Below are 24,908 nucleotides of genomic sequence, written 5' to 3'. Positions count from 1 at the left end.
CTAGCTCAAACCCCATCAATGATTCGTTGTCTGCGTGCCAGGCAAAGTCCAGCCCACTCCGGTACTGATTGCCAATAACGATTAACGGATGTAGCCACATGAGTTAGATGCGGCGAATTGGCTGTAATAGCAGGTTTTGGGGTCGATTCAGGAAGTAGGCGATCGGGTACAGATTATGGTCATAGTGGATCTACAGTCTCATTTGGATATGACACAAATATTTTGTGACCTTGACGACTTGTGCAAACAGTTTCCAGATATGACACAAGATATTCTAAATAAACTGTTCAGTGATAAAGGTTATATTTCACACAAACTCTTTAGCGTTCCTCATCATGTTTTTCCACCAATTCGGGTGTAAAGAATTGGTATAATCTATTTCCTATTGACTAAGCAAGACTTGTTTATGTTTACCAACACCATTCAGGATTAGTAGCAATTAACGCTACTGCCCCTGAGCTATGCAATGGACTAGAGAAAAAGTATCCTTGGGCAGATTCACAGTGTAAATTTTTTAAAATTGGTACTTGTTCTTGTGTCTCGACACCCTCAGCAATCACTGTCATACCTAGTTTATGTGCCAGCGCGACAATAATATCAATAATTTCCAGATTTCGGTTATCAGTAGTCATTGGGTTAACAAAAGAACGGTCAATCTTTAACACACTAATTGGAAAGCTATAAAGACGACCTAATGAAGAGTAACCAGTTCCAAAATCATCAAGTGATATCTCAATACCCAATTCTCGCAGTTGTAAGAGTATAGCAGTTGCTTCATCACCGTTTTCTACAATGACACTTTCGGTAATTTCTAGCGCTAAACTATTAGCATCAAGACCTGTTGAATCCAAAATGTGTCGAATCTGCTCAATTAAATTTGGCTGGCAAAATTGCTTGACCGAGAGATTGACACTCATTTTCTTTAGTGAATGGTGAGGATAGCTCATCTGCCAAGCTCGCATTTGACGACACGCTTCATACAGCACCCAGTAGCCAATCTCAACAATTAGTCCAGTTTCTTCCGCCAGGGGGATAAAATCTCCAGGATTAAGCAAACCACGCTCTGGATGCTGCCAGCGCAAGAGTGCCTCAAAACCTAAAATAGAGCCATTAGTGAGCGAAACAATCGGTTGGTAATAAACTTGAAACTCAAGACGTTCAATTGCTCGACGCAAATCAGCCTCTAACTGCAATCTTGCCAACGCATTAGCATACATATCTGGGTTAAATAAGACATAGCGCGATTTGCCTAAAGCCTTAGCTTGGTACATCGCCGTGTCAGCATCCCTGAGCAGCTGTTCTGGTTGGTCGTAGTCTATAGTAGAACTTAAAGCAATGCCGATACTTGCACTTGTAAACACTTCTTGCTCATCAAGCTTCAAAGGTGATCTTAGTTCTTGTTGAATTCGCTCTGCCACTTTAATGGCATCTGAGACATCTTGAATTCCTTCCAGTTGGATGGCGAATTCGTCTCCCCCAAGTCGTGCAGCTATATCTGTAGAACGGATGCAGGCTGTTAAAATGTGGGCGATAGTAATTAGAAATTGATCTCCTTTTAGGTGTCCAAGACTATCATTGATGACCTTAAACCGATCTAAGTCGAGAAATAATACAGCAAATAAATAATCTTTTTGCCGTTTAGTTTGTTGGAGCGCGTGTTTTAAGTGTTCCATGAATAAAGCTCGGTTTGCTAAACCTGTCAGCCCATCGTAAAAAGCATTCCGCCGCAATTGTGATTCTGCTTGCTTGCGTTCTGTCACATCAAACCCTGTACTAATTACCAAACTTCTGCCATCGGTTAGATGCCCAAGCGGTGCCGAGTAAAAATCCCAGATGCGTGTTTCACCTGTGCTGGTTGCAATTGTGTATTCACCTTCCGCAATTCGGCTATTAAGACGATATAAAGAATTAATCTGAGATTGTACCTGTTCTTGACGACTGCCATAGGCTCTTTTTGTCCAGTCCGCAATCGTGGGGATATCTTCGATGCTGTAACCTGTAATCTCTATCCATGCATGATTGAGTTGCAAGATTTCACCATCTTCTGTGTGCAGCATGATGGGCATGGGAGCATCGAGAATGGCACGTCGAAAGCGCTCTTCACTCTGGCGTAAAGCTTCTTGCGTTTCCTTGAGGTTGGTAATATCGAAGCGAATGGCAATGTATTGATACGGCTTGCCCGTGTCATCTAGGAACGGTACGATGGTAGTTGCCACCCAGTAGTATGTACCATCTTTGGCGTGATTTTTAATCTCTCCTTGCCAAACTTGTCCCTGAGAAATGGTTGCCCACATTTGCTCAAAGAAGGTTTTTGAATGATAGCCAGAATTGATAATACGATGGTTTTGCCCAATTAATTCTTCTGTGGAATATCCAGAAAGCTCACAGAATTTATCGTTAACTTCGGTGATGATACCTCTAGCATCTGTGATCGCCATAATAGAGGATTGATCCAGGGCAAACTTCATATCTGCCATTTGTCTAAGGGATTGTTGCAAAGCCGCTTCTGTTCGCAACCGCTCGGCAATTTCTTGCTCTAGAACTTGGTTTGCCTGAGATAGTTCTCCTGTGCGTTTCTCTACCCTGACTTCTAGTTCAGCATAAGCAGTTCTCAATGCCTCTTCTGCCCGTTGGCGTTTGATATCTAAGCGATATAGCCCTTTTGCACAGTACCAAATTAATCCCGTAAAGGCGGTTACATTGCCAATTACATGGAGGCTCAAGCCAAAAGCATTATCGAACAACCCCACTTTTTCCCCAAACACTCGCAGCCCCCCTAAGGTAAAGGGAATAATGATCGCTGCTGGGAGTAGCACTCTAGCCGTTATTCCACCTGCACTATTGCTGATTATCAAGCCCATCAAACCCTCAGAGGGAGCTACTAACAAAGTACCAACCGAGAGTAAGAGAAACGTAATACCAGTGTGGATGGCAGTGTGAGTCAATAATGACAATCCAAATAATGGTTTGATTCCGTAAATATAGCCAATCAAAACCTGTAGCGATGTGAGGGCGGTAATAAGTGCAATTATTTGTACTTGTCGATAACGGATGCTTCGGTCAGCACAAAGCCATAAAGCAGAACCCATTAGACTAAAGTTTAAGGCTGATATCGGTGACATTCGTCCAGGGTTAGAGGTAGTGATTGCTGCTGATTTATCTGTAAATAGCAGTTGATCAATTCCCAAATCCCACCCTAAGAAGTATTGACTCATAGTCAACAATCCTAAAAGTGCTATTGCCAAAGCCAACCCCTGAGATATTCGACGCTTTAATTTTTGTGTTGAGTGGAGAAAATTTAACGCCAAACCTGATATGACAAAACCTATAGCGGTATTAGGTTTCATCGATACCGACTCTGGCAAAATGCTTTTAAGCACTTGAATATCAAAATACCAGCCTATCAGTACAACAAAACCTACTAAAGTAACAAATACACTTATAAACTTTGAGATGACTTTTAGTACATTAATTAGATGTTGATCTAAGGTAGAATGGTTCATAAGTACTAATAGATTTTTTAGAAAATAACAGATATCAGGCTGCCATCTTCAACTCCTGTAGATATAAAATCTCCTAGTTTTCACTAACAACAAAGGCTATGATTGCCTATAATATAGGAATAGGAATCGTATTTGATTGTTGAAATATACGTAGGGTTGGTAATACGCACAAAAACCATTATCCGGTAAGCATTCCCCGCACTACAGTTACTTAGATTTTTTCATGCTATCAAATTGTATTCCTATATATTCAAAATATATTACTTAGTCCAACGTCGCCGCTTCTTAAGATATTTAATTATGGGTGCGTCTATATCGAATAACCTGATTCTTTGAAATAGCATCGCACTAAATCGTCTTTCTTTTATCTCTCTTTGTACTGAGAATGATATACACATGGATATATTTCAATTCTAAGTAAAATCCCTAAATACAGTTTAGTAAAAATAAGTACTTGTGTGCGTTTGACGACATCTGCCAAGATGTGCTAGTAGAAAAGAAGCAACGAAAAATTAGCATTGCGCCCAAGACGATAAAGTTGCCTATACCGACATCTCTGCGAGGGAAGAAGTAGCAGACGAAAGCGCGATCCTAACCAAATAAACGCCCCCAAAACCCTTCTTTTTATTTCTATAAATCTCTAAGTTGTTACGAATCACAGTGTTACTAAGATCGAGGTGAACAGCTATTTCTAGTTCTGCGATCGCATCTTCCAACTTTCCTTGATCGTAGAGCGCAATCCCCAAGCTATGCTTTTATAGCGGTTATCATTTGGGTGTAGTACAAGTTTTGACCTCACTTCCATTCTTCTCTTTTAAGAGAAGAGAGGCTTTGAATCTTACTCCCATTCCCTCTCTTCTCTACGAGAGGCTGCGCCAACGAGACGCTGCGCGAATGCAGGGAAGGGGTTGGGTTAGGTCTGTATTGGACTCAACTGCAAACCGCTATAGTCTGGTAAGCATTTTTGACACCAACCCAGTTACTGGCAATTGGCATTCGCCAACCAGTTCCAAAAGCGCGATCGGTGATTTTTAAGCCGGGGGGTGCTTGTCGCCGTTTAAATTCAGCCCGCGCTACCATTTGAATTACTCTGTCTACAATTACCGGATCGTGACCGACTGCAACAATTTGCGCTGCTGATTGGTGATTGTGAACCAGGCGTTGCAAAATATCGTCCAAAATTTCGTAAGGCGGTAGAGAGTCTTGATCAACTTGGCCTGGTTTGAGTTCGGCGCTTGGTGCTTTAGTCAAGACGTTTTGCGGGATGATTTCATTATTGCGATTTAACCAATGACAAAGTGAATACACACGAGTTTTGGGGACATCTGCAATCACCGCTAACCCGCCATTCATATCGCCGTAGAGAGTACAGTAACCAACTGCCATTTCTGACTTGTTACCAGTAGATAAAAGAAGATAGCCAAATTTATTAGCGATCGCCATTAATAAATTACCCCGAATTCGGGACTGTATATTCTCCTCAGCTAGTCCAAACTCAGTACCCGCAAATAAATCACCTAAAGTTTGATCGAAGCCTTGCATTAACTCGCCAATTGGTAAAAGATTAGTTTTAATCCCCAAATTTTCGGCTAATGCCACAGCATCACTGATGGAATGCTCGGAACTATAAGGGGAAGGCATGAGAACACCAAGGACATTTTCTTTACCGAGTGCCGCAGTTGCGATCGCAGCTACTATCGCAGAGTCAATGCCGCCACTTAAACCCAACACTACTTTAGAAAAGCGACACTTACGAGCATAATCTCGCACTCCCAAAACCAAAGCTTGCCAAATTTCTTCATCTTCCGATTCATAAGCAGGTGCTACAGAACCTAATTGAAAATCCCGTTGCGCCTCGTCAAATTCAACTACGACTAAATCGGTGTCAAAGCCACGCGCACGACACATAATTTCACCTTGACGATTCAAAGCAAAACTACGCCCATCAAAAATTAGGTCATCATTTCCGCCAACCTGATTAGCATAAATAATCGGTTGTTGAAAACGTACTGCACTATGCCTAAGCATTGTTTCTCGAAACTGTTGCTTGCCGACGGTGTAGGGGGAAGCAGATAAATTTACAATCAAATCTACACCCAGAATTGCTAAGTCAGCAATCGGATTCACAGCATAACTACGTTTGCCCCAAAATTCCTCATCATTCCATAAATCTTCGCAAATAGTTACGCCAATATGGATATTATCTAGGGTGAAATAATTAGCTTGTAACCCTGGTTCAAAATAGCGACGTTCGTCAAATACATCATAAGTAGGCAAAAGTCGCTTGTGAAAAACTTGCTTAATTTTGCCATTCTCTAACAAACCCATGCTGTTAAATAAAGTTTTGCCACCACTAATATATGCATTGAGGTTTTGTTCAACAGTTCCTACCAACACAGCTAAATTTGGTGGTAAATCTTGAGCCAAGTTTTGTAAAGTGATGCCCATCGCTTCCATAAAACTTGGATTTAGTAATAAATCTCTTGGTGGATAGCCACACAATGAAAGTTCTGGTGTTAGCAACAAACGCACACCGCTAGATGCGGCGCGTTGTGCCGCCTCCAGGATCTTTTGGGAATTCAAAAGTAAATCACCAATTGTCGGATTAATTTGAGCGATCGCAATTTTCATATTATTTGTGATTAGTCTTTGGTCATTTGTCATTTGTCAAGAGTCAGAAGTTACTCTGAACTTAAGACTTTTAACTCTGGACTTTAGCTAGAGATTGGTTAAATAAACACCAAAGGCTTATCTTTTAAGGGAGCAAAAGCTTCGGCATCAAACTTATACAAACTAGCCGGACGGCCAGCACCCCGTGATACTTTAATTCCGGTATCGCATAAAAAACCTAACTTGAGTAGACGCGCCCGAAAATTAGAATAATCGGAAAAGTTATCACCTAAAACTGTGGCGTATAACTGATATAAATCATTCAACGTAAACATTTCTGGCAAAACTTCAAAAGCCACCGGGCTATACTCTAATTTATTACGCAACCGCCGATGCCCATAAGCCAGAATTTCATTATGGTCAAAAGCTAATTGTGGCACTTGTTTTACTGGATACCAAGCTATGCCAGTCATGCGATCGGCAATCAATTCGGCTTCCTCAAATCGCACTAGGGCAAAGTAACTAACTGATAGATAACGTACACCATAACTATCAATTGCTTCCCGTGGATCGCGATTCGGCCCGCCAAATGTATAGAGTTGTTCTAAGTAGAGATTGTTTACCTTAATTTTCTCCGCCATAATGCGATAGGCGGCATCTTCTAAAGACTCTCCTGGACGCACTAAAGTACCAGGAAGGCTCCAATGATTTACAAATGGTTCCTGCTGTCGCATTACTAATAAAACTAACAGCCGATTTTGTGCAGTATCTACAGAAAAAATTACATTATCTACACCAACCTTGAAATCGGCCAAAGGTTGTTGGTTTAACGGAGTTGGTATCTTTTTTTGTGAACGTCCTGGCATTCGTACAAATGCTCTCGATTAATATAGGCAACTACAGGGGCTGTGAGGGCTTGGGGATCTCCATGTTCGCGGTACGCTGTTGAGGAAACATCTAGACCGGTCAGACTAGCGATCGCAATCTTCCCTCCCAGCTTTTGCACTACCTCTGAACTAGACTCATCTATTGCATATCCGGGTCGCGGTACAATCAGTAGTTGCACTTGCTGTAACAAATCTTCAATGCGATACCAACGTGGTAGCTGAGTCAGTAAATCTGAACCAATAATCAACGTCAATTCAGCATCTTCACCCCAAGTAAGCTTTGCTTTTTGCACTGTTTCTAGTGTTCTGAAGCTACTCAATTCTTGTTCCAAAGCAATGTTGTGCCGTGGCGCGTCTATATTCGCAATCAACAGTTGCAGCATTGCCGCCCGGTGTTCCAAGGGCGTTTGATGGGACTTAAATGGATTATCTGCCGCCCAAACCGCTACCCAATCATAACGCTCAGATAACCAACTCAAAATTTTTTGATGTCCCGCAGTTGGTGGATCAGCACTAGTACCAAACAAAGCAACTCTCATAATAATTCGTAATTCGCAGTTCGTAGTTCGTAATTAAGACATACCGAAAGAGTAATTATTACCTCTGTGAACTGTGCGCCTCTGTGGTAGCCTACGGCAAGCCGCTGGCGCGTCTACGTTTCTTAGTTTCTTCAGTCAACACCCGTAACCCCTCAGAAATCTCCACTTCTACAGCTACAGGATGATCCAAACGCCGTGTTTGTTGTGGCAAACTGGCAACTGAGGCGACGGTACGTTGACGAATTGTTGCCAAAGACTCTAACGGTTGCAAGCGTTGACCTTCCTGTACTACCAACTGCAACAAAGGTTCTTCATCCAAAGGAATTTCATCTAAAAGTCCCAACCTGTCTGCTTTTACCTTACCTCCCGTAAACGAGCGAAAAATCTGCTTGCGCCCTGGATAAGTAACTTTACCACTTGAGTGTTTCATCACTGGGATACCATCAATGTCTACAAGTTTATAAACTCCATTTACGGGCGAACCTGTAACTAGTCGCGTTCCCAGTCCGTAACCATCAATTTCGGCCCCAGCTGCTTTTAATCTGGCAATTTCCCATTCGTCCAAGTCGCCACTGGCAAAAATTGGCACACCAGGAAGGAGCGATCGCACCTGTTTTGATAAGGTAACTAAATCTCCTGAGTCCAATCTCACTCCTGTTAATTGCATTTCCCCGGAATTTACTTTTTGGGCCAAGCGCCCGGCAGCAGCAACGGTATCGTAAGTATCAATCAGCAACGGCGCACCCGGAAAATATCGATGAAATGCACTAAAAGCTTGTTCTTCAGTGCCTTCTATTGCTGACAACGCCATCACCAGGGCGTGTGCCATCGTACCACTTGGCTTTTCTCCCAGTTGTAGCGCTGCTAACACATTGGAAGTGGAATCTAACCCACCCGCCAACGCCGCCCGTGCTGCCCACAAAGACCCTTGTGGACTAAATGCTCGTCTTGTGCCAAATTCTAAAAGTGTTGCTTGCTCTCCCGCTACATCCCGCAACCGTGCTGCTTTTGTGGCAATCAAAGTCTGGTAATTAATCGTATTCAGAAGGTAAGTTTCCACTAGTTGCGCTTGCCAAAGTGGTGCTTCCACCCGCAACAGTGGTTGATTGGCAAAGACGGCTGTCCCTTCTGGTACTGCCCAAACATCACCCGTAAACTTTCCCTCAGCTAAAAGTGACCAAAAGCGATCGCCTGCATAAGCAAAAATTCCTGTTGCCTGTAATGCCGCAATTTGCGAGGAACTAAAGCGGATTTTGGCTAAATATTCCAATGCCTGCGTCAGCCCCATTGCAATTAAATAACCAAAACCCTCTGGCAATCGTCTGACAGTCAATTCAAAGCTTGCCCGTCGTTGTTCTATACCTTCGCCTGTGTAACAAGCTGCCATCGTCAGCTGGTAAAGGTCGGTCAGCAAGCTGTAATCATCCGCAGAAAGGTTTAGTTCCTGGTTCTGCTGGCTCTGCTGTTTATATACATAGTCCAAATCTGACAAAGTTGTCATGCAAGAGCTTCCTTACAAGATGCTTCTTCATTTATGGTAATATTTACCATAAATAATGTCAACTCCCGGCAAGTATATTTTCTGAGATTGCTGTATAACAGTAGATTTATAGGTAAATTAATACTAACTTCATAAAATACTTAATGTTTTTTAATAGTAAAAGCTAGCAATAATGCTAATCAAATAAGGTGGCTAATGAAGGGAAATAATATTCTGTCGGAGAAAGTTTGTTTTGCTATTTTCCCAACTGGGGTTGGAGAAACAACTATGTTACAATTAGAATCAAAGGGAAAAGTTTGTTTTATCACAAGCTAAAGTATTGCGAAGTTATCTGAATAAACATTGCATATATTCTCAATATATTGAGAATATGAGCAAGCTTTGAATATCAGTATTAGAGTATAGGTAGCACAATTAAAGTGGCTCGAAAAAAGGAGTCTAATATTATGGCTATTTCCCAAATCATTGCGAAGGTAACTCAGTATATTTCTGAAGCTGCAATGCGGATTTTTGGCCCTACTGATGATGCTTATCCTGTTATTGGGGTACAACCTTTTACAGGTGAGCCTTACGATAAACGTACAGATGATAATTGGTAGGTGCTAAAACAACATTGGTAAATAATACAGGAGTTAAAATTCAGAATTCAGGCGAGGACAATTATCGGCGGATTCAGGCAAACCATAAAATTGAAAATCACTAATTTGTAGATTTGGGTCCGTACTTAAACGCTATTATTCAAAAGTAGTGGTGTATTGCAATATGTCACTCTTCCAATTCCTTCTGCATTCTGGCTCCTGATGAATAGATATCTTGCAAAACTCATATAGCAATCAGAGTTGTGACTGATATATAGGGTTACTATTTGATTTGTGAAAAGACATATAGGGTGTGTTAGACGAAAGTACGGCATCAATTATAAGGATTTGGTGCGTTACAACGTTCCGTCTAACACACCCTACAATACCTGTATCAGGGATATTTTGTTGGCTTTTATTTTTGTCCCATTCAAATTCCATTCAACTATACATAATCCATATAGAGTCAAGTGTAATAAATAAGATAAAAGCGTGAGGAAAAAACTCACGCCTTTTTATTTAAACTTTTTTTCCACCGCCTGCTAAGAGTTCCAGAATGACTCCATTTGTCCAGCCGAAACCAACTTCGTTAGAACTATATCCAAAGGAGATTTCGTAGGAAACGTTGGCAGAACAGCGTTCAACATCGTATTTCTCAACTAGGGTATTGTGACGCTCGAATTCTTTAATTACCATAGCCAGGAATTTGTTGGCAATGCGATCGCCTTCTGTATGAAACCCATAACGGTGAAGTCCTTGGACAGCAATAAACGTCAGTGGTGCCCAACCGAAGGGAGCATCCCACTGGTTTCCGGTGACACGAGTACTGGTAAGAATTCCGCCTGGGGCTTCAAACAAAGAGAGGTTTTCCACGACGCGCTGGGCTTGGGCTTGAGAAGCAATTCCTAGCCATAGGGGATAGAATGTGGTGGCAAATTCGTAGCAACGGCGTTTTCCACTCTGGAAGTGGTAATCCAAATAAAGCCCCTGTTCTTCATCCCAGAGACAGCGATCAATACGATCGCGGCGGATATCTGCACGATCGCACCATTGTTTTTGCAGTTCTGCGTTCCCAAAAATATTGTGGATTTGCCCCAAGTCTTGTTCTACCTGATACAGCAAACTGTTGAGACACACAGGAGCATAATGGAGGATATCAGCACTGAAAGGGCCAAAGCGGTTGGTGATATCAAAACCGGACTCGCGCATGGTGCGATCGCCCTTGTAAAATAGGTGCGTCAGTTCGTCTTTTTCCCGGTTGTAGTAAAGACTAACGTCATAATCTTCAACCTCAAAAGTTTTATAGTACTCCTTGACGCGATCATAGTGACTTTTTCCCTCATCATCCCGCTCAGAAAACAAAACTTCTGGCGCAGGGCCTTCCCCAAAAGCATAGAATCGGGATAAGCCTGTTGCCGGATTCAGGTGAGGCGGTACTACCCAGTAATAATAAAACTGTTCTAAGATCGGTATGGTTGATTTTAACCACTCTTCATCCTGGGTGTGCTGGAATAGCGCCAAAACCATCATGCTGAGGACGGGGGGCTGCGATCGCGACAGCATATAAGTCCGGTTGGAATTCAGAACAGTGCCGTAATGCTGCACCTGGTACAACAACTGATCAACTTGGCTTTGTGCTAGCTCCCATTCTTCATCGTGCAAAAGTCCCAGTAATATAAAGTAGCTATCCCAGCCATACATTTCGTTAAAGCGCCCACCGGGTACAACATAAGGGCCTGGTAGGTATAGTAACCCATGCTCTTTAATCGCTTCCGCTTCAGTTGGCAAAGTGCGAATTTGCAACTGTTGCATATCCTTGGAAGATAGCGATCGCTCCAACACAGTTTGAATGTTGGGACAATCTTCTGAGGGTGAAATGTAGACGATCCAAGGAGTATCACTTTTATGGTCTAGTTTGGTATCTTTGGCAGATTGTAATAAGTGTTCGTGCGATCGCGTTAAGGTTTTCCAGGTTTTTTTGATATGGCCCCGCAGGATGTCAATCTGCGTGATGGTAAGTGTTGGTGAAGTGATCATAATTAAATTTGACAAGTGTTGAGGAGTTTGGAATTATTTTTTTTACGCAGAGGGACGCTAAGGGAATCGCAGAGATATGCAGAGGTTTTTCGGCATTTCTCTGCGTGAGATAGACTTATGTTTCTACTCGGCACTACTAACCAATAAAGCAACTGGAAAATCAGCGAGGGCAGATCCGATAGATAATGTTTCTGTAACCTCTAAGGGTTGCTGAGTAAGGACGTTTTTCCAGGTGGGGGAAGTTCCAGGGGGGAGTTGCAGGTGCGTATCTTTCCAAACTGACAAGCCGTTGGGGTTGTCTCCAGGCTGGATGAGGCTTGTTAAAAAGCGAGGTGCGATCGCGATCGCTGTTTGATTCCCTTCTCGCCGCGCAAAGGCAATTATATGATTGGCGTAGGTTCCCTGAACTTCTAACGGCAGATAGTCGCCGTCCTGGAATAATGAAACATAGTTGGTTCTAGCTTGCAGTAATTGAGCCGTTAGAAACAGTTTGATTCTGCCGTCGGTTTTATCACTCAGCAACTCTTGAATTAAACCCAGAATGTCGGTTTTCACCTGTTCGCGGATAGTGCTTAAGTAAGTGCGTCGCTGTTCAAAATCTACCGGGCGGCGATTGTCTGGATCAACTAGGCTGAGTTCCCAAAGTTCTGTTCCTTGGTATATATCGGGTACGCCGGGGACGGTAATCTTCAGTAGAGTTTGGGAAAGGGAATTGAAGATACCATACTCTGCAATTCTCTGTTGAAAGGGGCGAAAGGCTTCTAGAAATTCTCTAGAGAGGGAAGGGTCGAGTACCTTCTCAATAAAGGAGGTACAAGCTTCTTCATACTCGCTATCAGGTCGCAACCATGCTGTATGAACTTTCGCTTCTCGAATTGCCTTAATTATATAGTCTTTTACCCGTTCCACAAAGGATGCGTGTTCATGTTCCGCAAAGGGAAACGCCCCTACCAAGGTTTGATAGAGGAAATACTCGTCGTTGCGATCAGGCATAGCAAACCCGTGGCGATAGCTGCGATGTACCCGATTCATGGCGCTCCAAGTATTTACCTGCTGCTCCCACTCATCGGGGAGTTCTGAGAGAACATTTAACCTAGTTCGCACGTCTTCGCCGCGCTTGGTGTCGTGGGTAGCTGTGGTGTTCATCGTATGAGGCCAGATTGCTTGGTGCTGTTTGTTAAAGGCATGAAATTTGGCTAAGTCGATGCCAAAATGTCCGGGATTTCCCCCGACTTCATTCAGCGACAGCAACCGATTATAAACATATAGTGTGGTGTCTTCTACGCCTTTTGCCATTAGCGGGCCGCTGTATTGCTGCATCCGCAAGACAAAATATATCCACTGTTCGCGTTCTGTTTGAGTCAGAGATGTATCAAACTCTAGCAGCATTAACTTTTCAATAAAAGTCAGTTCGTTCTGCAACAGGGGCGCTTGTTCTTTGGCTTGGCGAATTACTTCTTGAATGGTAGCGCGATCGCTTTCTCCAATTCCATCGGGTGTAATATAGGTGCGGTAAATCGGGAACAGTGTCAAAACTTCGGCGATCGCTCTTTTCAAGCCATTCAGTGTAAAATCATTGCCATAGCGATATTTGCTAGAGACGTTCTTTAATAAAAGAGCCAAATTGTCAATATCACCTGCTAAATTCTTTTCCAAAATCAGGTGCTTTTTATCCTTCACCACCGATGCATAATCTACTCTTGAGCCGATAAAGTTTTGGTAGATTTTATCAAAGGATGATTCATTTTCAGTTTGACAAAATACGCCATTTACATAATTCAAGAAGTCATAACCCGATGTTCCTTCAATTTTCCAGTTTTCCGGCAATTCTTCGGTGAGTTCTAAAATCTTCTCGACCGTAATATAAACATCTCCCGTTTTTTCTCGTAGCCTTTCGAGATACTGGATTGGGTTATAAAGCCCATCAATATGATCAATGCGTAAACCAGTAAATTTACCTTCCTCAACCAACCTTTGAATTAAACTGTGGGTATTATTAAAAACCCGCACTTCTTCAACTTTAACGGAAATTAGTTCATTGACAGTAAAGAAACGGCGGTAGTTCATTTCTTCCGCGCCAACTTTCCAGAAGGCGAGGCGGTAAAACTGGTCATTAAGTAATTCATCTAGCAAGTTAAAACTTTCTGAATTACCTGGTTCTCCGTTGAAAGTTTGAATATTTTCGTCAATGAACTCACGGATGGCATCGTTTGTGGTGTAGAGTTCCCAAACCAATCCTTTAATAAATGCGATTTGGTCTTGTCGCTGTTTTCCCGCAACTTCTGAGGGCACACTTCTAAGAATGTAGAGAATCCCCAATAGTTTAATAAAATCGGGATGATTGCGTCCCAGTGTGCGGGTGAGTTTACCCAGATTATGGGTGATAAATTTTGTGTAAGATTCTAACCGCAACGGCAGTTTTAAGCTGTAATAGTTGACGGTTAAACCGTTTTCTTCGTATTGCAGTTGAATGTGTCCGTTTTCTAAGGATGCACCATAGAAATCTCCCAGCAACGGCGCGAGAATTCGCTCTTGGCGATCGCCAAAGGGAGCATTCCAAGAAAGGTCGAAGTAGTCAGTATAGCTGGAATCTGGGCCGTGTTCCAATACGTCCATCAAGTAATCGTTTTCGCTGCTATAGGCCATGTGGTTGGGCACAATATCTTGTAACCAGCCCATACCAAGGGATTGGATTTCGCTTGCTAATGCATCAAAGGATTCATTAGTTCCCAGTTCTGGGTTAAGTTGGGTGGCATCTACTATATCGTAGCCGTGCGTACTCCCGGATCTGGCTTTAAAAATGGGGGAAGCATATAAATCAGAAATACCTAAATCTGCAAGATAAGCTGCGATCGCTTTGGCGTTGTCAAAGCCAAACTGAGGTGTAAACTGAATTCGATAAGTTGCGGTAGGAATTCGCATAGTTTTTTTGAGTGGGGAATAAGGGGGATAAGGGAGATGAGGGAGATGAGGGAGATGGGGGAATTTGAGTTTGAACGTTGAGCCTTTTAGAGGATGTTTGAAAAGTCCTCTTCTCGCCAGTGAAACGTTCTAGATCCCCCTAAATCCCCCTTAAGAAGGGGGACTTTGATTTCAGTTCCCCCCTTCTTAAGGGGGGTTAGGGGGGATCAATAAGTACCTAACATCACAGCTAACCATTTTTAAAACAATCTTTTAGCTCGAACCTTAAGCCTTATTGCTCGAACCTTAAGCCTTATTGCTCGAACCTTAAGCCTTGTTGCTTGAACCTTAAGTCTTCTAGCTCAAACATTAAGTCTTCTAGCTCAAACATTAAGTCTTCTAGCTCAAACCTTAAGCCTTATTGCTTGAACGTTAAGTCTTCTAGCTCGAACGTTAAGTCTTCTAGCTCAAACATTAAGCCTTTTAGCTTGAATATTGAAGTTATAAGGCTGAAACTTTAATTTCTAACCCTCCCCCTTATCCTTTTTCATAGAGTACTAAACTAGTAGGTTGCAATTTCACTTCTTGTCCCACAGACAGATGTTCAGCAGCTTCAGAACCATGCCCAGACCACGAGGTATCAGAAGAGTCTAACAATTTATTAGCGTTTTGCTCAAACGGCAGAGCCACTGTCACTGGAGACGAATTGAAATTCATCACAAATATTAGTTCACTTGATTCGCACCAACGACGCACGATAACCAACTCCTTTTTTTCATCGCTAGTCGCTTGGATGAAATTGCGGTCTTGATTCAAAAGGGCTGGATGCGTCTTGCGTAAATTAATTAACTGACGATACCAATTCCACAGAACTTTGTGCTTTCCTTCATTGCGTAATTCCCAGTTGAGCTTAGACTTTAGGAAAGTTTCTGTCGATTCTGGATCTGGGGGATCATCTGCGAAGTGAAATGCTTCAAATTCTTCTTTGCGTCCGGCTCGAACTGCTTGAATTAAATCTGGATCGGAGTGGCTGACAAAGTAAATGAAGGGTGCGGTTTCGCCGTATTCCTCTCCCATGAACAACAGGGGTAAGTTGGGCGACAGCAGCACAGCCCCAGCAGCTAACTTCAATCCTTCAAAAGATATCTTCTGGCTGAGGCGTTCTCCTTTCATTTGGTTGCCGATTTGATCGTGATTCTGAATACAGATTGTAAATTGTGATAAGGGGCGATCGCGGCAAGATACGCCATGAAATCTCTTGCGGTGTGGGGCATACTTCCAATCGTAGACAAAAGTATCTTCATAAGCTTTTGCCAACTGAGCCACTTGCCCAAAATCTTGATAATATCCTTGGCGATCGCCTGTCAACAGTGCGTGCAATGAATGGTGAAAATCATCACTCCACTGGGCATCAAGACCATATCCACCCAATTCTGCTGGACGAATTATTCGCGGATTATTCAGGTCACTTTCGGCAATTAGATGGCGTTTCCATTTTTGCCCTTGTTTTGAGAAATGATGAACTGCTTCCGCTAGTTCCCACAGAAAATGCTTCGCCCCCAAGTCGTAAATTGCTTGAATAGCATCCAGGCGCAATGCATCTATGTGGAACTCGCGCAACCAGTAAAGCGCATTTTCGATAAAATAATTTCGCACACCCTGACTATGGGCATCGTCGAAATTCAGCGCTTCGCCCCAAGGTGTTTTATAGGTTTTAGTAAAGTAGGGCGCGAACTGACTCATATAGTTGCCTTCTGGCCCAAAGTGGTTATACACCACATCCAGCACTACGGCAATTCCGTGTTGGTGGCAAGCATTTACCAGTTGCTTGAGATCGGCTGGGCTACCGTAAGAATTTTGGACAGCGTAAGGGTAAACGCCGTCATAACCCCAGTTGCGGTATGCAAGAGTTGCTTCAATATGAGTATCTCCCGGAAACTGGGAGATGGGCATAATTTCAATGGCGTTAATGCCCAGTTCTCTCAGTTCCGGTAAGCGGGAAATAATAGCGGTGAAAGTTCCTTCAGGCGTGAATGTCCCAACATGAACTTCATAAAAAATCATCGACTCCACAGGAATGCCAGTCCACCCTTCATCTGTCCACTCAAAATGTTGATCGACAATTTGAGACGGCCCATGTACCCCTTCTGGTTGATACTGCGACGCAGGATCGGCAAAAGCGTCTTGCCCATTTAAGACATACCGATAAAGCGTGCCTGGATACACATCGTTGACTTTCGTTTGCCAGTATCCCTCAGACTGAGGCTTGAGTGGAATTAACTGCTGTTCTGGCGTCAAAATTTGTACAGTGACGCTCTCTAATAGCGGAGACCAAACTGTAAATTCACACTCTCCGTTACCCAAGTAGTTAGCACCTATTCTCACGCAGTATCCTCCCATCAGTTCCAGTTTGTTGTGCCGAATCGTGGCGCGATGGCAAATGTCATTGATTGCAAAATATTTACAAACACGCCAGATAGCATAATGGTTGGTCTAGCAGAGTTTTTGCTAGCACCTGGAGGCGGATTTTTGATCAGAACAAATTCAGTCTAATGACCAAAGATGCAGGGGAGCAGGGGGCAGGGGGCAGGGGGAGAAAGATGCTGGAATTCCCCAGCAGTATAGGGTTACGAGCTAATAAATGTATTTATGCTTAAGGAAAAAATATTTATTTTAAGCGAAAACTGCGACGATAAATAATGCGTATTTGTCTCAGAGCCAATACATTTATTTATGGGGTTTCCCCTCATCCCCCTGCTCCCTGCTCCCTGCCTCAGACTGGCTTTACTACCTACGGCTTGCAGCTACCATCTACACAGTATGACGATTGATATGTATTAGAACGCTTACCAAATATGGTGTAGCGATTATCGCGGATTTGTTCGTAAAAGCGATCGCCTGCCCATTTCATCCCTGGTAAGGCTCGATAAGCGTCTACAAATATACTTCCTGCTGGCAATAAACGCCCAATTTCTTCAGCAGCGTTACTACCTTGCCAACGTCTTTGAGGATCATTGCCATCAATTAAAATCATCCCCTGTTCACAGTCTTGAGCTGTAATTCCCCACCGTAAAAGTGTCTGCTCATCTTGCATAGGACTGTAGCGAAACAGCTTTCCTTGGTCTAAGGTTTCTAGCGATCGTACTAAGGTAACGCAGAGATTACAATTCCCATCGTACATTACGTAGTAATTCATAAAAATAATTGACTTGTCAGATGTGTTTAAATACAACTTTGGTATTTTAGCTTAGAAAATCGTAGCGATCGCTCTTGCCTAAGTAACGTAGTACTAAATAATTCGGTTCACCTCAGCCAAAACAAAATTTAATTTGTTAGGACTAGCCCTTTCAAGGTGGCGAACGAAGATATGTTGGTTGTTTCTGTGCTACCATCTTGAATGCTCCGCTCGGAGCTTGGACTTTTTGAACGTTGAAATAACCTATTCTCGTTCTAAATTTCACCACCTTAAAAGAGCTAAAATCTAGGATTTAACCATTGACAAAAAACATCGAATATAAATAAGTTAAAAAACCACATTTTTCCTAAGGACAAAGTATTGCTGTGTGCCTACAGCATGGTCTAGTTACGAGCAGAGGATAATTAAGAAAAGCTGAAACAATCTATTTTTGTTAATGCACATCACTATGCATTTGTACAGTGCCTAAATCTTAAAATCATAGTTTCCAAACAAAGAACAGCAAATATTTGTATAGCAAATTACTCTCATTACTAAAAAAATAATTAGCCTTCATTATCTTATTATTATTCCTTAACAGAAAAAACATTATATATTTATCATTTTTTACAAAATAGTCTTTTATGATACACAACATGGGTACAAGAAAATACTGATTGCTTGCGACGCGTAAGTATATCTTTAATTTTCAGACCTTGTAACTTCAAACACCAATTACCTCATAAATAAATATGGCTGATATCACTGGAACTCCTCTAAACAATATTCTTAACGGTACACCCGAGAACGATATAATCCTTGCATTAAATGGAGATGACTTAATTTTTGCTAGTGCTGGTAACGACACTATTAATGGCGGGGATGGACAAGACACCGTAGATTACAGCCAAAGTGGTGGTGTTAGAGTATTACCAACAGGTACAGTTCAAAAAAGTGGTGGTGGTACAGACCAACTTATTAGGATTGAAAAAATTATTGGTTCAGCAACTGCGATAGATACGATAGACTCTTCTGGAAGCAATGTACAGCTAATTGCTGATTTATCTGCTGAACAAGTCAACATCAGCAATATTCCCAATTTCGGTTCTTTAAATTTCCGAGTTGTGAACTTTGATAATGTTTTCGGAGGTAATGGAAATGACCGCTTAACTGGGAATGCTGGAGCCAATGTCCTGAACGGTGGTTCGGGTGATGACAACCTTGATGGCAGAGATGGTAATGATATTCTGATTGGCGGATTGGGTAGAGATATTTTAGCTGGTGGAGGAGGAGCTGATTTCTTCCGTTACAACAGTGCTTCAGAGGGTGGCGATATTATCAATGACCTAAACGCATCTCAAGGTGATAAAGTCCAAGTTTCCGCATCTGGATTCGGAGGTGGACTTGTAGTAGGGCAATTACAACCTACTCAATTCACTCTTGGTAGTGCTTTCACCAATACTACTCAACGCTTTAGATTTGACACCAATGGCTCAATTCTATTCTTCGACAGAGATGGTAGCGGTTCGCAATTTGGCTCTGTCGAAATTGCTAGAATCAACGGCGTTAACGGCCCTCAAGTTATCGAAGTAATTGCCTAGAAGATTATGGATTTGAGATTCTAGATTGTAGGGTGCCGTACTTTATTTAGCTACGGCACCATTGGCAGACATCAAAAAACTCAGAAACCGAGTTTATTAAATTGAAAAATCTAGTTATATAAAAATATTGGCGTTGCTGAATTGAAGTATGAATCTAGATGTAGAGACGTAGCAGTGCTACGTCTCTACAAGGATTTTGGTATTATGCAAAATCATTTTCATACATGGAATCAGCAACGCCTTTTTAACTGTAACTTTTATGTATCCTTTCAATAAATGGGGGTGGCAAAAAAGAATAGTGTGGATTAACAAAGCGGCCGTTGCATTTAAATAGCACGACAACACAAATATTAAACGGCTTATCCTCAAACATTGCCCCCGCTTTCCAGTTATCATGCCTTTGGAATGGTATTTGCTTAGTTTTTTCATTAATGAGAAAATATTCATGAGATACAAACTCTTGGGCAAAAGCGGGTTAAGAGTCTCTGAACTCTCCTTGGGAACCATGACCTTTGGTGAAGATTGGGCTTGGGGCGCATCTGTTGACGAAAGTCGTAAAATCTTCGATAGCTATGCAGAAGCAGGAGGAAATTTCATTGACACCGCCAACGGTTATACCGATGGTAGCAGTGAAAAAATTGTCGGTGAGTTGATTGCTAAAGAACGAGAACGCTTTGTAGTTGCGACAAAATATTCTTTTCCCTTGCGGATGAATGACAAAAAAGGCGACCCTAACGCCAGTGGAAATCATCGCAAGAACTTAATCCAGTCTTTAGAAGGTAGCCTGAAACGACTCAATACCGATTACATTGATTTATTCTGGTTACACGCTTGGGATTTCACAACACCTATTGAAGAAGTCTTGCGATCGCTTGATGATGTAGTCCGTCAAGGTAAAGTACTCTATATCGGCATTTCTGACACACCCGCTTGGATCGTTTCCCAAGCAAATACCATTGCCCAATATCAAGGATAGACGCAGTTTGTCGCTCTACAAATTGAGTATAGTTTAATTCAACGAACACCAGAACGAGACTTGTTACCGATGGCTAAAGCTTTAGATTTAGCAGTAACACCGTGGTCGCCTTTGGGTGGTGGCGTGTTGACAGGTAAATATAATCAGCCTCCTCAAGAGAGTAGCGAACAAGGAAGATTAGTAAATCCAGCGTATGGAACTATTTCAGAACGGAATTTAGCGATCGCTCAAGTTGTTAGTGAAGTTGCAACCGAAATTGGACACACACCTTCACAAGTAGCATTAGCTTGGTTACACGCTCAAAATGGTGTGATTATTCCGATAATTGGGGCACGTAAATTAACGCAGTTTCAAGATAACTTAGCTTCTTTAAACATCACTCTTTCGCCAGAACATTTGCAACGTTTAAATCAAGTGAGTCAAATTGAACTAGGTTTTCCCCACGACTTTTTGCAGAGTGATGTAATTCACGATCGGCTTTTCGGTGGCACATTTAATACTATAAGAAACCACCGTATTTAACTAATTGTCATAAATATTAACACATTCAGGCATTAATATAATCGGTCGTCAGAGAGTTTCGCGCAAACAACCAATTCTGTAAAGTTAGATTTAAAAGGCATTAACAACGTAGAATCATGAGCGACAACAACATTTCATCACGTTTGTACCCCACTCGCATTGATATTCCTGCCGAAGCACGAGTGCAAATCGTAGTACTTCTCAACAAAACTTTGGCAGCTACTTCTGATTTGAAAACCCAAGCAAAGCAAGCGCACTGGAATGTTAAAGGTACTGACTTTTACCAGTTACACCTATTATTTGATGAACTTGCTGGGGAATTGGAAGGATACATCGATATGGTCGCTGAACGCGTTACAGCTTTAGGCGGATACGCTTTTGGAACAGCCCGCGCCGCAGCTAGTAATTCAATTTTGCCAGAATATCCCTTAGATATTTTGGATGGTAAAGATCATGTAACAGCCTTATCAGATCGTTATGCATTCTATGCTAAACATCTCCGCGAAGCGATCGATAAAACTGATGAATTAGGCGACCTCGATACCGCCGATCTTTACACCGAAATTTCCCGCACCATTGACAAACGACTCTGGTTCTTAGAAGCTCATCTGCAAGTAGCAGAAATTAAGGCAGAGAATGGCAAAGCGGCTACTACTCAAACTCAAAAGATCCCTGCTGGTGTAAAGTAAGCACTTCTGATAAAAGTAGTCTTTCGTAAATCTAATAGTATCTTTTTGGTAAGTACGTCACTTTTAAGTGCGTACTTTTCTTTTATATGTATATCCTTTACTATTGAAATAGTTCAAAAGTAGGTCGAAAAATTCAAAAATATCTTTGCAAGTGATAGATCAAAATTTATACTTCAACTTGAATAATTTATTAGATCACTGGAAAGGTATGCTACTTCAATTCTAATTCTTAACTCCTAATTAAATATTCATTAACAACGAGGTGAATCTATGTCTCAAAATACAATTAGCCACCTAATTCACGATCGCAATGCCCGTGGTCACGCTAAAATGGGCTGGCTTGATAGCTATCACACATTTTCCTTCGGTAGTTTTTACGATCCCAACCGCATGGGATTTCGCTCTCTGCGAGTGATTAACGACGATCGCATCGCTCCTGGTGCAGGATTTCCTACCCACAGTCATCGTGATATGGAAATCCTCACTTATGTCTTAGAAGGTGCTGTAGAGCATAAAGACAGCTTAGGTACTGGATCGGTAATTCGCCCCGGTGATGCTCAAATTATGAGCGCTGGAACTGGAATCAGCCACAGTGAATTTAATCCTTCACCAACTGAACCACTGCACTTGTTACAAATCTGGATTCTTCCCGATCAAGAAAGGTTGACACCAAGATATGAACAAAAAGCTTTTCCTCTAGAAGAAAAGCGCGGCAAATTACGCTTAATTGCTGCAAAAGATGGGCGTGATGGTGCTGTAACAATTCACCAAGATGTTGATTTATACACATCCGTTTTAGAGTCAGGTGATGTTGTTAATTATCAAGTCAAACCTGGTCGTTATGCCTGGTTACAAATAGCTAAAGGCATAGTTAACTTGAATGGCGAAGAACTCAGAGCTGGTGATGGTGTGCAAATCAATGGCGAAGAACAGCTAGAAATTAGCACCAACATCGGCGGCGAAATCTTGCTTTTTGATTTAGGCTAATATCGCATTTATTTGCTAAAAGGCTCGTCTCAATGAGCCTTTTACTCATAAATAAGTATTTACTTACTCATCAGCCAGAGATTTAAATCTCTGGCTGATAGTGTATGTCTACTTAAGTGGATTGAAAATTTTTTAATTAAGAATTTCATAACAAAATTTTTTGCTTACAGTTTGGATAAAATGCCAAAATAGTGTAATACAAACTGTAGTATTAGTAATAAAACACTGGACCAAAAAGAACTATCACTGCGAGAGAGCGTTTAGTTTCTGCAAGATTCAGCTTCAATCCGCTCAGAAGAAAGGTTATACTTTCTCATAAAACTAACCTGAGTTTCGGGATAAGCTGAAACCCTTATTACACCGTTGCTTGATTCTGAGATATGTCAACCTGTTTGCGTCGTTTCAGTCAACTAACGCTGAATAAATCTTCTTAACCCGAACTGACGTTAAAACTAGCAAAACAACTAGGCGGCAACCGCCAAAAAGTTCTTAGAGGATGTTTGAAAAGTATTTGTCCGTGATTTAAAGCACTTATTTACCTCCCCCCCTAACCTACGCCAGTCGCTCCACTTGGGAGAAGACCGCGCTGGCTCCCCTTCAAAAGGGAGAACCGGAATCAAAGTCCCCCTTAAAAAAAGGGACTTAGGAGGATCTAGGGCGTTTTGATACTTACAACATGACTTTTAAAACATCCTCTTAGCCTAAGAAAGCTGTATCAGACTTTAATAATTCTTAGAGGTCGCTGTAATGCCGACGATTCATTTTGTGGATGGTGAAAAAGGTGGAGTAGGAAAGTCTCTCTTTACCAGAACAATGATTCAGTATTGTCTGGATAAGAAAATCCCGTTTGTACCAGTGGAGACAGATAGATCGAATCCAGATGTCGCAGGGGTATATAAGGAGATATGTAAGTATGCTGTGTTTAGTGAGAATGAACGACAGGCAAACAAGGCAGATAGAATATTTGAGTGGGCGATAGAGAAGCCAGTAATTGTGAATTTAGCCGCACAATCGCATAGAGCAGTACAAGGGTGGATTGACTCTAATCAATTAATTGAACTAGGGAATTCCCAAGGAGTGATGTTTTGCAAATGGTTTGTATCGACAGGAGGATACGACAGCATCAACCTGTTTACTCAGTCAGTGAATACCTACGGTGAGAGAATTCGTCATATTCTGGTGAGAAATTTAGGGCTGTGTGATGATTGGGAGCATATAGAGTCCGACTCTAACTTCCAGATCATGGTAAATAAAAATCAGATAAAAGTTATAGATTTTCCGAAGTTAACATATAGAGAAAGAAACATAATTGACCAGCATCGCCTGACGTTTGCAGAGGCTAGAGAGTATAAAGAATTTGGGATAATTGGGAGACAGAGAGTAATTAATTTTCTCAAGCTTGCTTATGGTGCTCTTGAGAAAGTAGGTATCTGGTATGAAAAAGTTGAATAGCAGTCATTAGTCATTGGTCATTGGTCATTAGTGATTAATACCAATGACTTTGGACAAACCGCAGTAAGGAGATTGGCTAGGGGTGCGTAGACACGTGGAGCGTCTGTCTGCGACACGCTGCGCGTTTGCGTAGCATCCCGCAGGGAACGTAGAGAAGTGGCTTATTAACAGACATCGCAAAGCTAATTTGACTACAATTCTTAGAAAGAGTAGCAAAAACCTAATGTCTAAAAAGTCCGATTCGCAGTTCCAAAATCTCTTTACTTCGCCCAAATCAACCAACTGGGACGAAAGATCAGCCCAAATAGCCTATCGCTTTAACCGAGAATATCAAGGTGAAGATTTTGAACTCCCAGCCGAAGTACAGGCAATGCCGATATTTGGCGAGTGGATTGGAGGTAGTTTCTCAGGGAGAATTGCTTCCCCTTTCTGGGAAATTGCTAAACCTCAAAAAAACCAGCACTGTTTGGATGTCGGCTGTGGTATCAGCTTTTTAATCTATCCTTGGCGGGATTGGCAAGCATTTTTTCATGGGCAAGAAATCAGTAATGTGGCACGGGATACCCTTAATTCCCGTGGTCCACAGTTGAATTCCAAGCTGTTCAAAGGTGTTGAGCTGGGAGCAGCCCATCAGTTAAACTACTCATCAGAACAGTTTGATCTAGCGATCGCAACAGGATTTAGCTGTTATTTTCCACTCGAATACTGGAATGCTGTACTGACAGAAGTTAAGCGGGTATCAAAACCAGGTGGGCATTTTGTGTTTGACGTTCTCAACCCAGAACAGCCCTTAGCAGAAGATTGGGCAGTTCTGGAAACCTATTTAGGGGCTGAGGTGTTTTTAGAGCCTTTGGCTAAATGGGAAAAAATGATTAAAGCAGCTGGTGGTAAAATAGTAGCCCAGAAATCAGGGGAATTATTCGAGTTGTATAAGGTGCGGTTTTAAAAAG

Annotated in this window: 17 protein-coding genes and 1 pseudogene; 8 read left to right on the top strand and 10 right to left on the bottom strand. The window is 42.0% G+C overall.

Annotated features, from left to right (window positions below; genetic code table 11):
* Positions 1-136: 136 nt before the first annotated feature.
* Positions 137-361: a hypothetical protein gene (locus tag H6G26_RS00925; RefSeq protein WP_190727464.1), complete on the top strand. Its 225-nt coding sequence runs from the start codon at positions 137-139 to the stop codon at positions 359-361.
* Positions 362-410: 49 nt separating this feature from the next.
* On the opposite strand, the gene H6G26_RS00920 is transcribed toward H6G26_RS00925, so the two are convergent.
* From H6G26_RS00920 to H6G26_RS00895, 6 genes are all read right to left on the bottom strand, one after another.
* Entirely contained in the window at positions 411-3,503 is a 3,093-nt protein-coding gene (locus tag H6G26_RS00920; protein WP_190727463.1) for a bifunctional diguanylate cyclase/phosphodiesterase, read from the bottom strand.
* 542 nt (positions 3,504-4,045) lie between these two features.
* Positions 4,046-4,249, bottom strand: a complete 204-nt coding sequence (locus H6G26_RS00915; protein ID WP_190727462.1) for a hypothetical protein — start codon at positions 4,247-4,249, stop codon at positions 4,046-4,048.
* Positions 4,250-4,433: 184 nt separating this feature from the next.
* Positions 4,434-6,134 carry an NAD+ synthase gene (locus H6G26_RS00910; protein ID WP_190727546.1) on the bottom strand — a complete coding sequence of 567 codons (1,701 nt, stop codon included), beginning with the start codon at positions 6,132-6,134 and terminating at the stop codon, positions 4,434-4,436.
* Between the two features lie 98 nt (positions 6,135-6,232).
* Positions 6,233-6,979: an NUDIX domain-containing protein gene (locus H6G26_RS00905; RefSeq protein ID WP_190727461.1), complete on the bottom strand. Its 747-nt coding sequence runs from the start codon at positions 6,977-6,979 to the stop codon at positions 6,233-6,235.
* A complete protein-coding gene (locus H6G26_RS00900) occupies positions 6,940-7,539 on the bottom strand; it encodes a nicotinate-nucleotide adenylyltransferase (protein WP_190727460.1) in 600 nt (199 codons plus the stop codon). Before H6G26_RS00900 ends, H6G26_RS00905 begins: the two co-directional genes overlap by 40 nt.
* Before the next feature lie 91 nt (positions 7,540-7,630).
* Positions 7,631-9,040 carry a nicotinate phosphoribosyltransferase gene (locus H6G26_RS00895; protein WP_190727459.1) on the bottom strand — a complete coding sequence of 470 codons (1,410 nt, stop codon included), beginning with the start codon at positions 9,038-9,040 and terminating at the stop codon, positions 7,631-7,633.
* A 446-nt stretch (positions 9,041-9,486) separates the two neighbouring features.
* On the opposite strand from H6G26_RS00895, the gene H6G26_RS00890 reads away from it, so the two are divergent.
* The gene (locus H6G26_RS00890) at positions 9,487-9,639 is read left to right on the top strand and encodes a hypothetical protein (protein ID WP_190727458.1); all 153 of its coding nucleotides are present in this window, start codon (positions 9,487-9,489) and stop codon (positions 9,637-9,639) included.
* Between the two features lie 498 nt (positions 9,640-10,137).
* Here H6G26_RS00890 and H6G26_RS00885 read toward each other — a convergent pair whose 3' ends face one another.
* From H6G26_RS00885 to H6G26_RS00870, 4 genes are all read right to left on the bottom strand, one after another.
* Positions 10,138-11,655: a trehalase family glycosidase gene (locus tag H6G26_RS00885; protein ID WP_190727457.1), complete on the bottom strand. Its 1,518-nt coding sequence runs from the start codon at positions 11,653-11,655 to the stop codon at positions 10,138-10,140.
* Between the two features lie 123 nt (positions 11,656-11,778).
* Positions 11,779-14,577 (bottom strand): malto-oligosyltrehalose synthase, encoded by a 2,799-nt coding sequence (gene treY, locus H6G26_RS00880; RefSeq protein WP_190727456.1) that lies wholly within the window; start codon positions 14,575-14,577, stop codon positions 11,779-11,781.
* Between the two features lie 516 nt (positions 14,578-15,093).
* Positions 15,094-16,941: a malto-oligosyltrehalose trehalohydrolase gene (gene treZ, locus H6G26_RS00875; RefSeq protein WP_190727455.1), complete on the bottom strand. Its 1,848-nt coding sequence runs from the start codon at positions 16,939-16,941 to the stop codon at positions 15,094-15,096.
* 406 nt (positions 16,942-17,347) lie between these two features.
* Complete coding sequence (locus H6G26_RS00870; RefSeq protein ID WP_190727454.1) at positions 17,348-17,752, bottom strand: DCC1-like thiol-disulfide oxidoreductase family protein; 405 nt, start codon at positions 17,750-17,752, stop codon at positions 17,348-17,350.
* Positions 17,753-18,483: 731 nt separating this feature from the next.
* On the opposite strand from H6G26_RS00870, the gene H6G26_RS43665 reads away from it, so the two are divergent.
* The 6 genes and pseudogenes from H6G26_RS43665 (at position 18,484) to H6G26_RS00840 (ending at position 24,904) form a co-directional block, all read left to right on the top strand.
* Positions 18,484-19,332 carry a calcium-binding protein gene (locus tag H6G26_RS43665; protein ID WP_199326580.1) on the top strand — a complete coding sequence of 283 codons (849 nt, stop codon included), beginning with the start codon at positions 18,484-18,486 and terminating at the stop codon, positions 19,330-19,332.
* 445 nt (positions 19,333-19,777) lie between these two features.
* Positions 19,778-20,830 (top strand): annotated as a pseudogene (locus H6G26_RS00860) (aldo/keto reductase).
* A gap of 116 nt (positions 20,831-20,946) precedes the next feature.
* Complete coding sequence (gene dps / locus H6G26_RS00855; protein ID WP_190727453.1) at positions 20,947-21,519, top strand: DNA starvation/stationary phase protection protein Dps; 573 nt, start codon at positions 20,947-20,949, stop codon at positions 21,517-21,519.
* 270 nt (positions 21,520-21,789) lie between these two features.
* Positions 21,790-22,506, top strand: a complete 717-nt coding sequence (locus H6G26_RS00850; protein WP_190727452.1) for a pirin family protein — start codon at positions 21,790-21,792, stop codon at positions 22,504-22,506.
* A gap of 747 nt (positions 22,507-23,253) precedes the next feature.
* On the top strand, positions 23,254-23,958 hold the full coding sequence (locus H6G26_RS00845; protein ID WP_190727451.1) for a mobilization protein: 705 nt from the start codon (positions 23,254-23,256) through the stop codon (positions 23,956-23,958).
* 223 nt (positions 23,959-24,181) lie between these two features.
* On the top strand, positions 24,182-24,904 hold the full coding sequence (locus H6G26_RS00840; RefSeq protein ID WP_190727450.1) for a class I SAM-dependent methyltransferase: 723 nt from the start codon (positions 24,182-24,184) through the stop codon (positions 24,902-24,904).
* The last annotated feature ends 4 nt before the right edge of the window (positions 24,905-24,908 follow it).

This window comes from Nostoc sp. FACHB-888, from assembly GCF_014696655.1.
GTDB lineage: Bacteria > Cyanobacteriota > Cyanobacteriia > Cyanobacteriales > Nostocaceae > Nostoc.
The sequence above is the reverse complement of the archived record's forward strand: the minus strand, read 5'-3'. Positions and strand labels throughout refer to the sequence as shown.

Coding starts and splice junctions, on each gene's coding strand:
- H6G26_RS00900 (WP_190727460.1), bottom strand. CDS start 7,539: ATGAGAGTTGCTTTGTTTGGTACTAGTGCTGATCCACCAACTGCGGGA.
- H6G26_RS00895 (WP_190727459.1), bottom strand. CDS start 9,040: ATGACAACTTTGTCAGATTTGGACTATGTATATAAACAGCAGAGCCAG.
- H6G26_RS00870 (WP_190727454.1), bottom strand. CDS start 17,752: ATGAATTACTACGTAATGTACGATGGGAATTGTAATCTCTGCGTTACC.
- H6G26_RS00840 (WP_190727450.1), top strand. CDS start 24,182: ATGTCTAAAAAGTCCGATTCGCAGTTCCAAAATCTCTTTACTTCGCCC.
- H6G26_RS00920 (WP_190727463.1), bottom strand. CDS start 3,503: ATGAACCATTCTACCTTAGATCAACATCTAATTAATGTACTAAAAGTC.
- H6G26_RS00845 (WP_190727451.1), top strand. CDS start 23,254: ATGCCGACGATTCATTTTGTGGATGGTGAAAAAGGTGGAGTAGGAAAG.
- H6G26_RS00850 (WP_190727452.1), top strand. CDS start 21,790: ATGTCTCAAAATACAATTAGCCACCTAATTCACGATCGCAATGCCCGT.
- H6G26_RS00905 (WP_190727461.1), bottom strand. CDS start 6,979: ATGCCAGGACGTTCACAAAAAAAGATACCAACTCCGTTAAACCAACAA.
- H6G26_RS00885 (WP_190727457.1), bottom strand. CDS start 11,655: ATGATCACTTCACCAACACTTACCATCACGCAGATTGACATCCTGCGG.
- treY (WP_190727456.1), bottom strand. CDS start 14,577: ATGCGAATTCCTACCGCAACTTATCGAATTCAGTTTACACCTCAGTTT.
- H6G26_RS00910 (WP_190727546.1), bottom strand. CDS start 6,134: ATGAAAATTGCGATCGCTCAAATTAATCCGACAATTGGTGATTTACTT.
- dps (WP_190727453.1), top strand. CDS start 20,947: ATGAGCGACAACAACATTTCATCACGTTTGTACCCCACTCGCATTGAT.
- H6G26_RS43665 (WP_199326580.1), top strand. CDS start 18,484: ATGGCTGATATCACTGGAACTCCTCTAAACAATATTCTTAACGGTACA.
- H6G26_RS00890 (WP_190727458.1), top strand. CDS start 9,487: ATGGCTATTTCCCAAATCATTGCGAAGGTAACTCAGTATATTTCTGAA.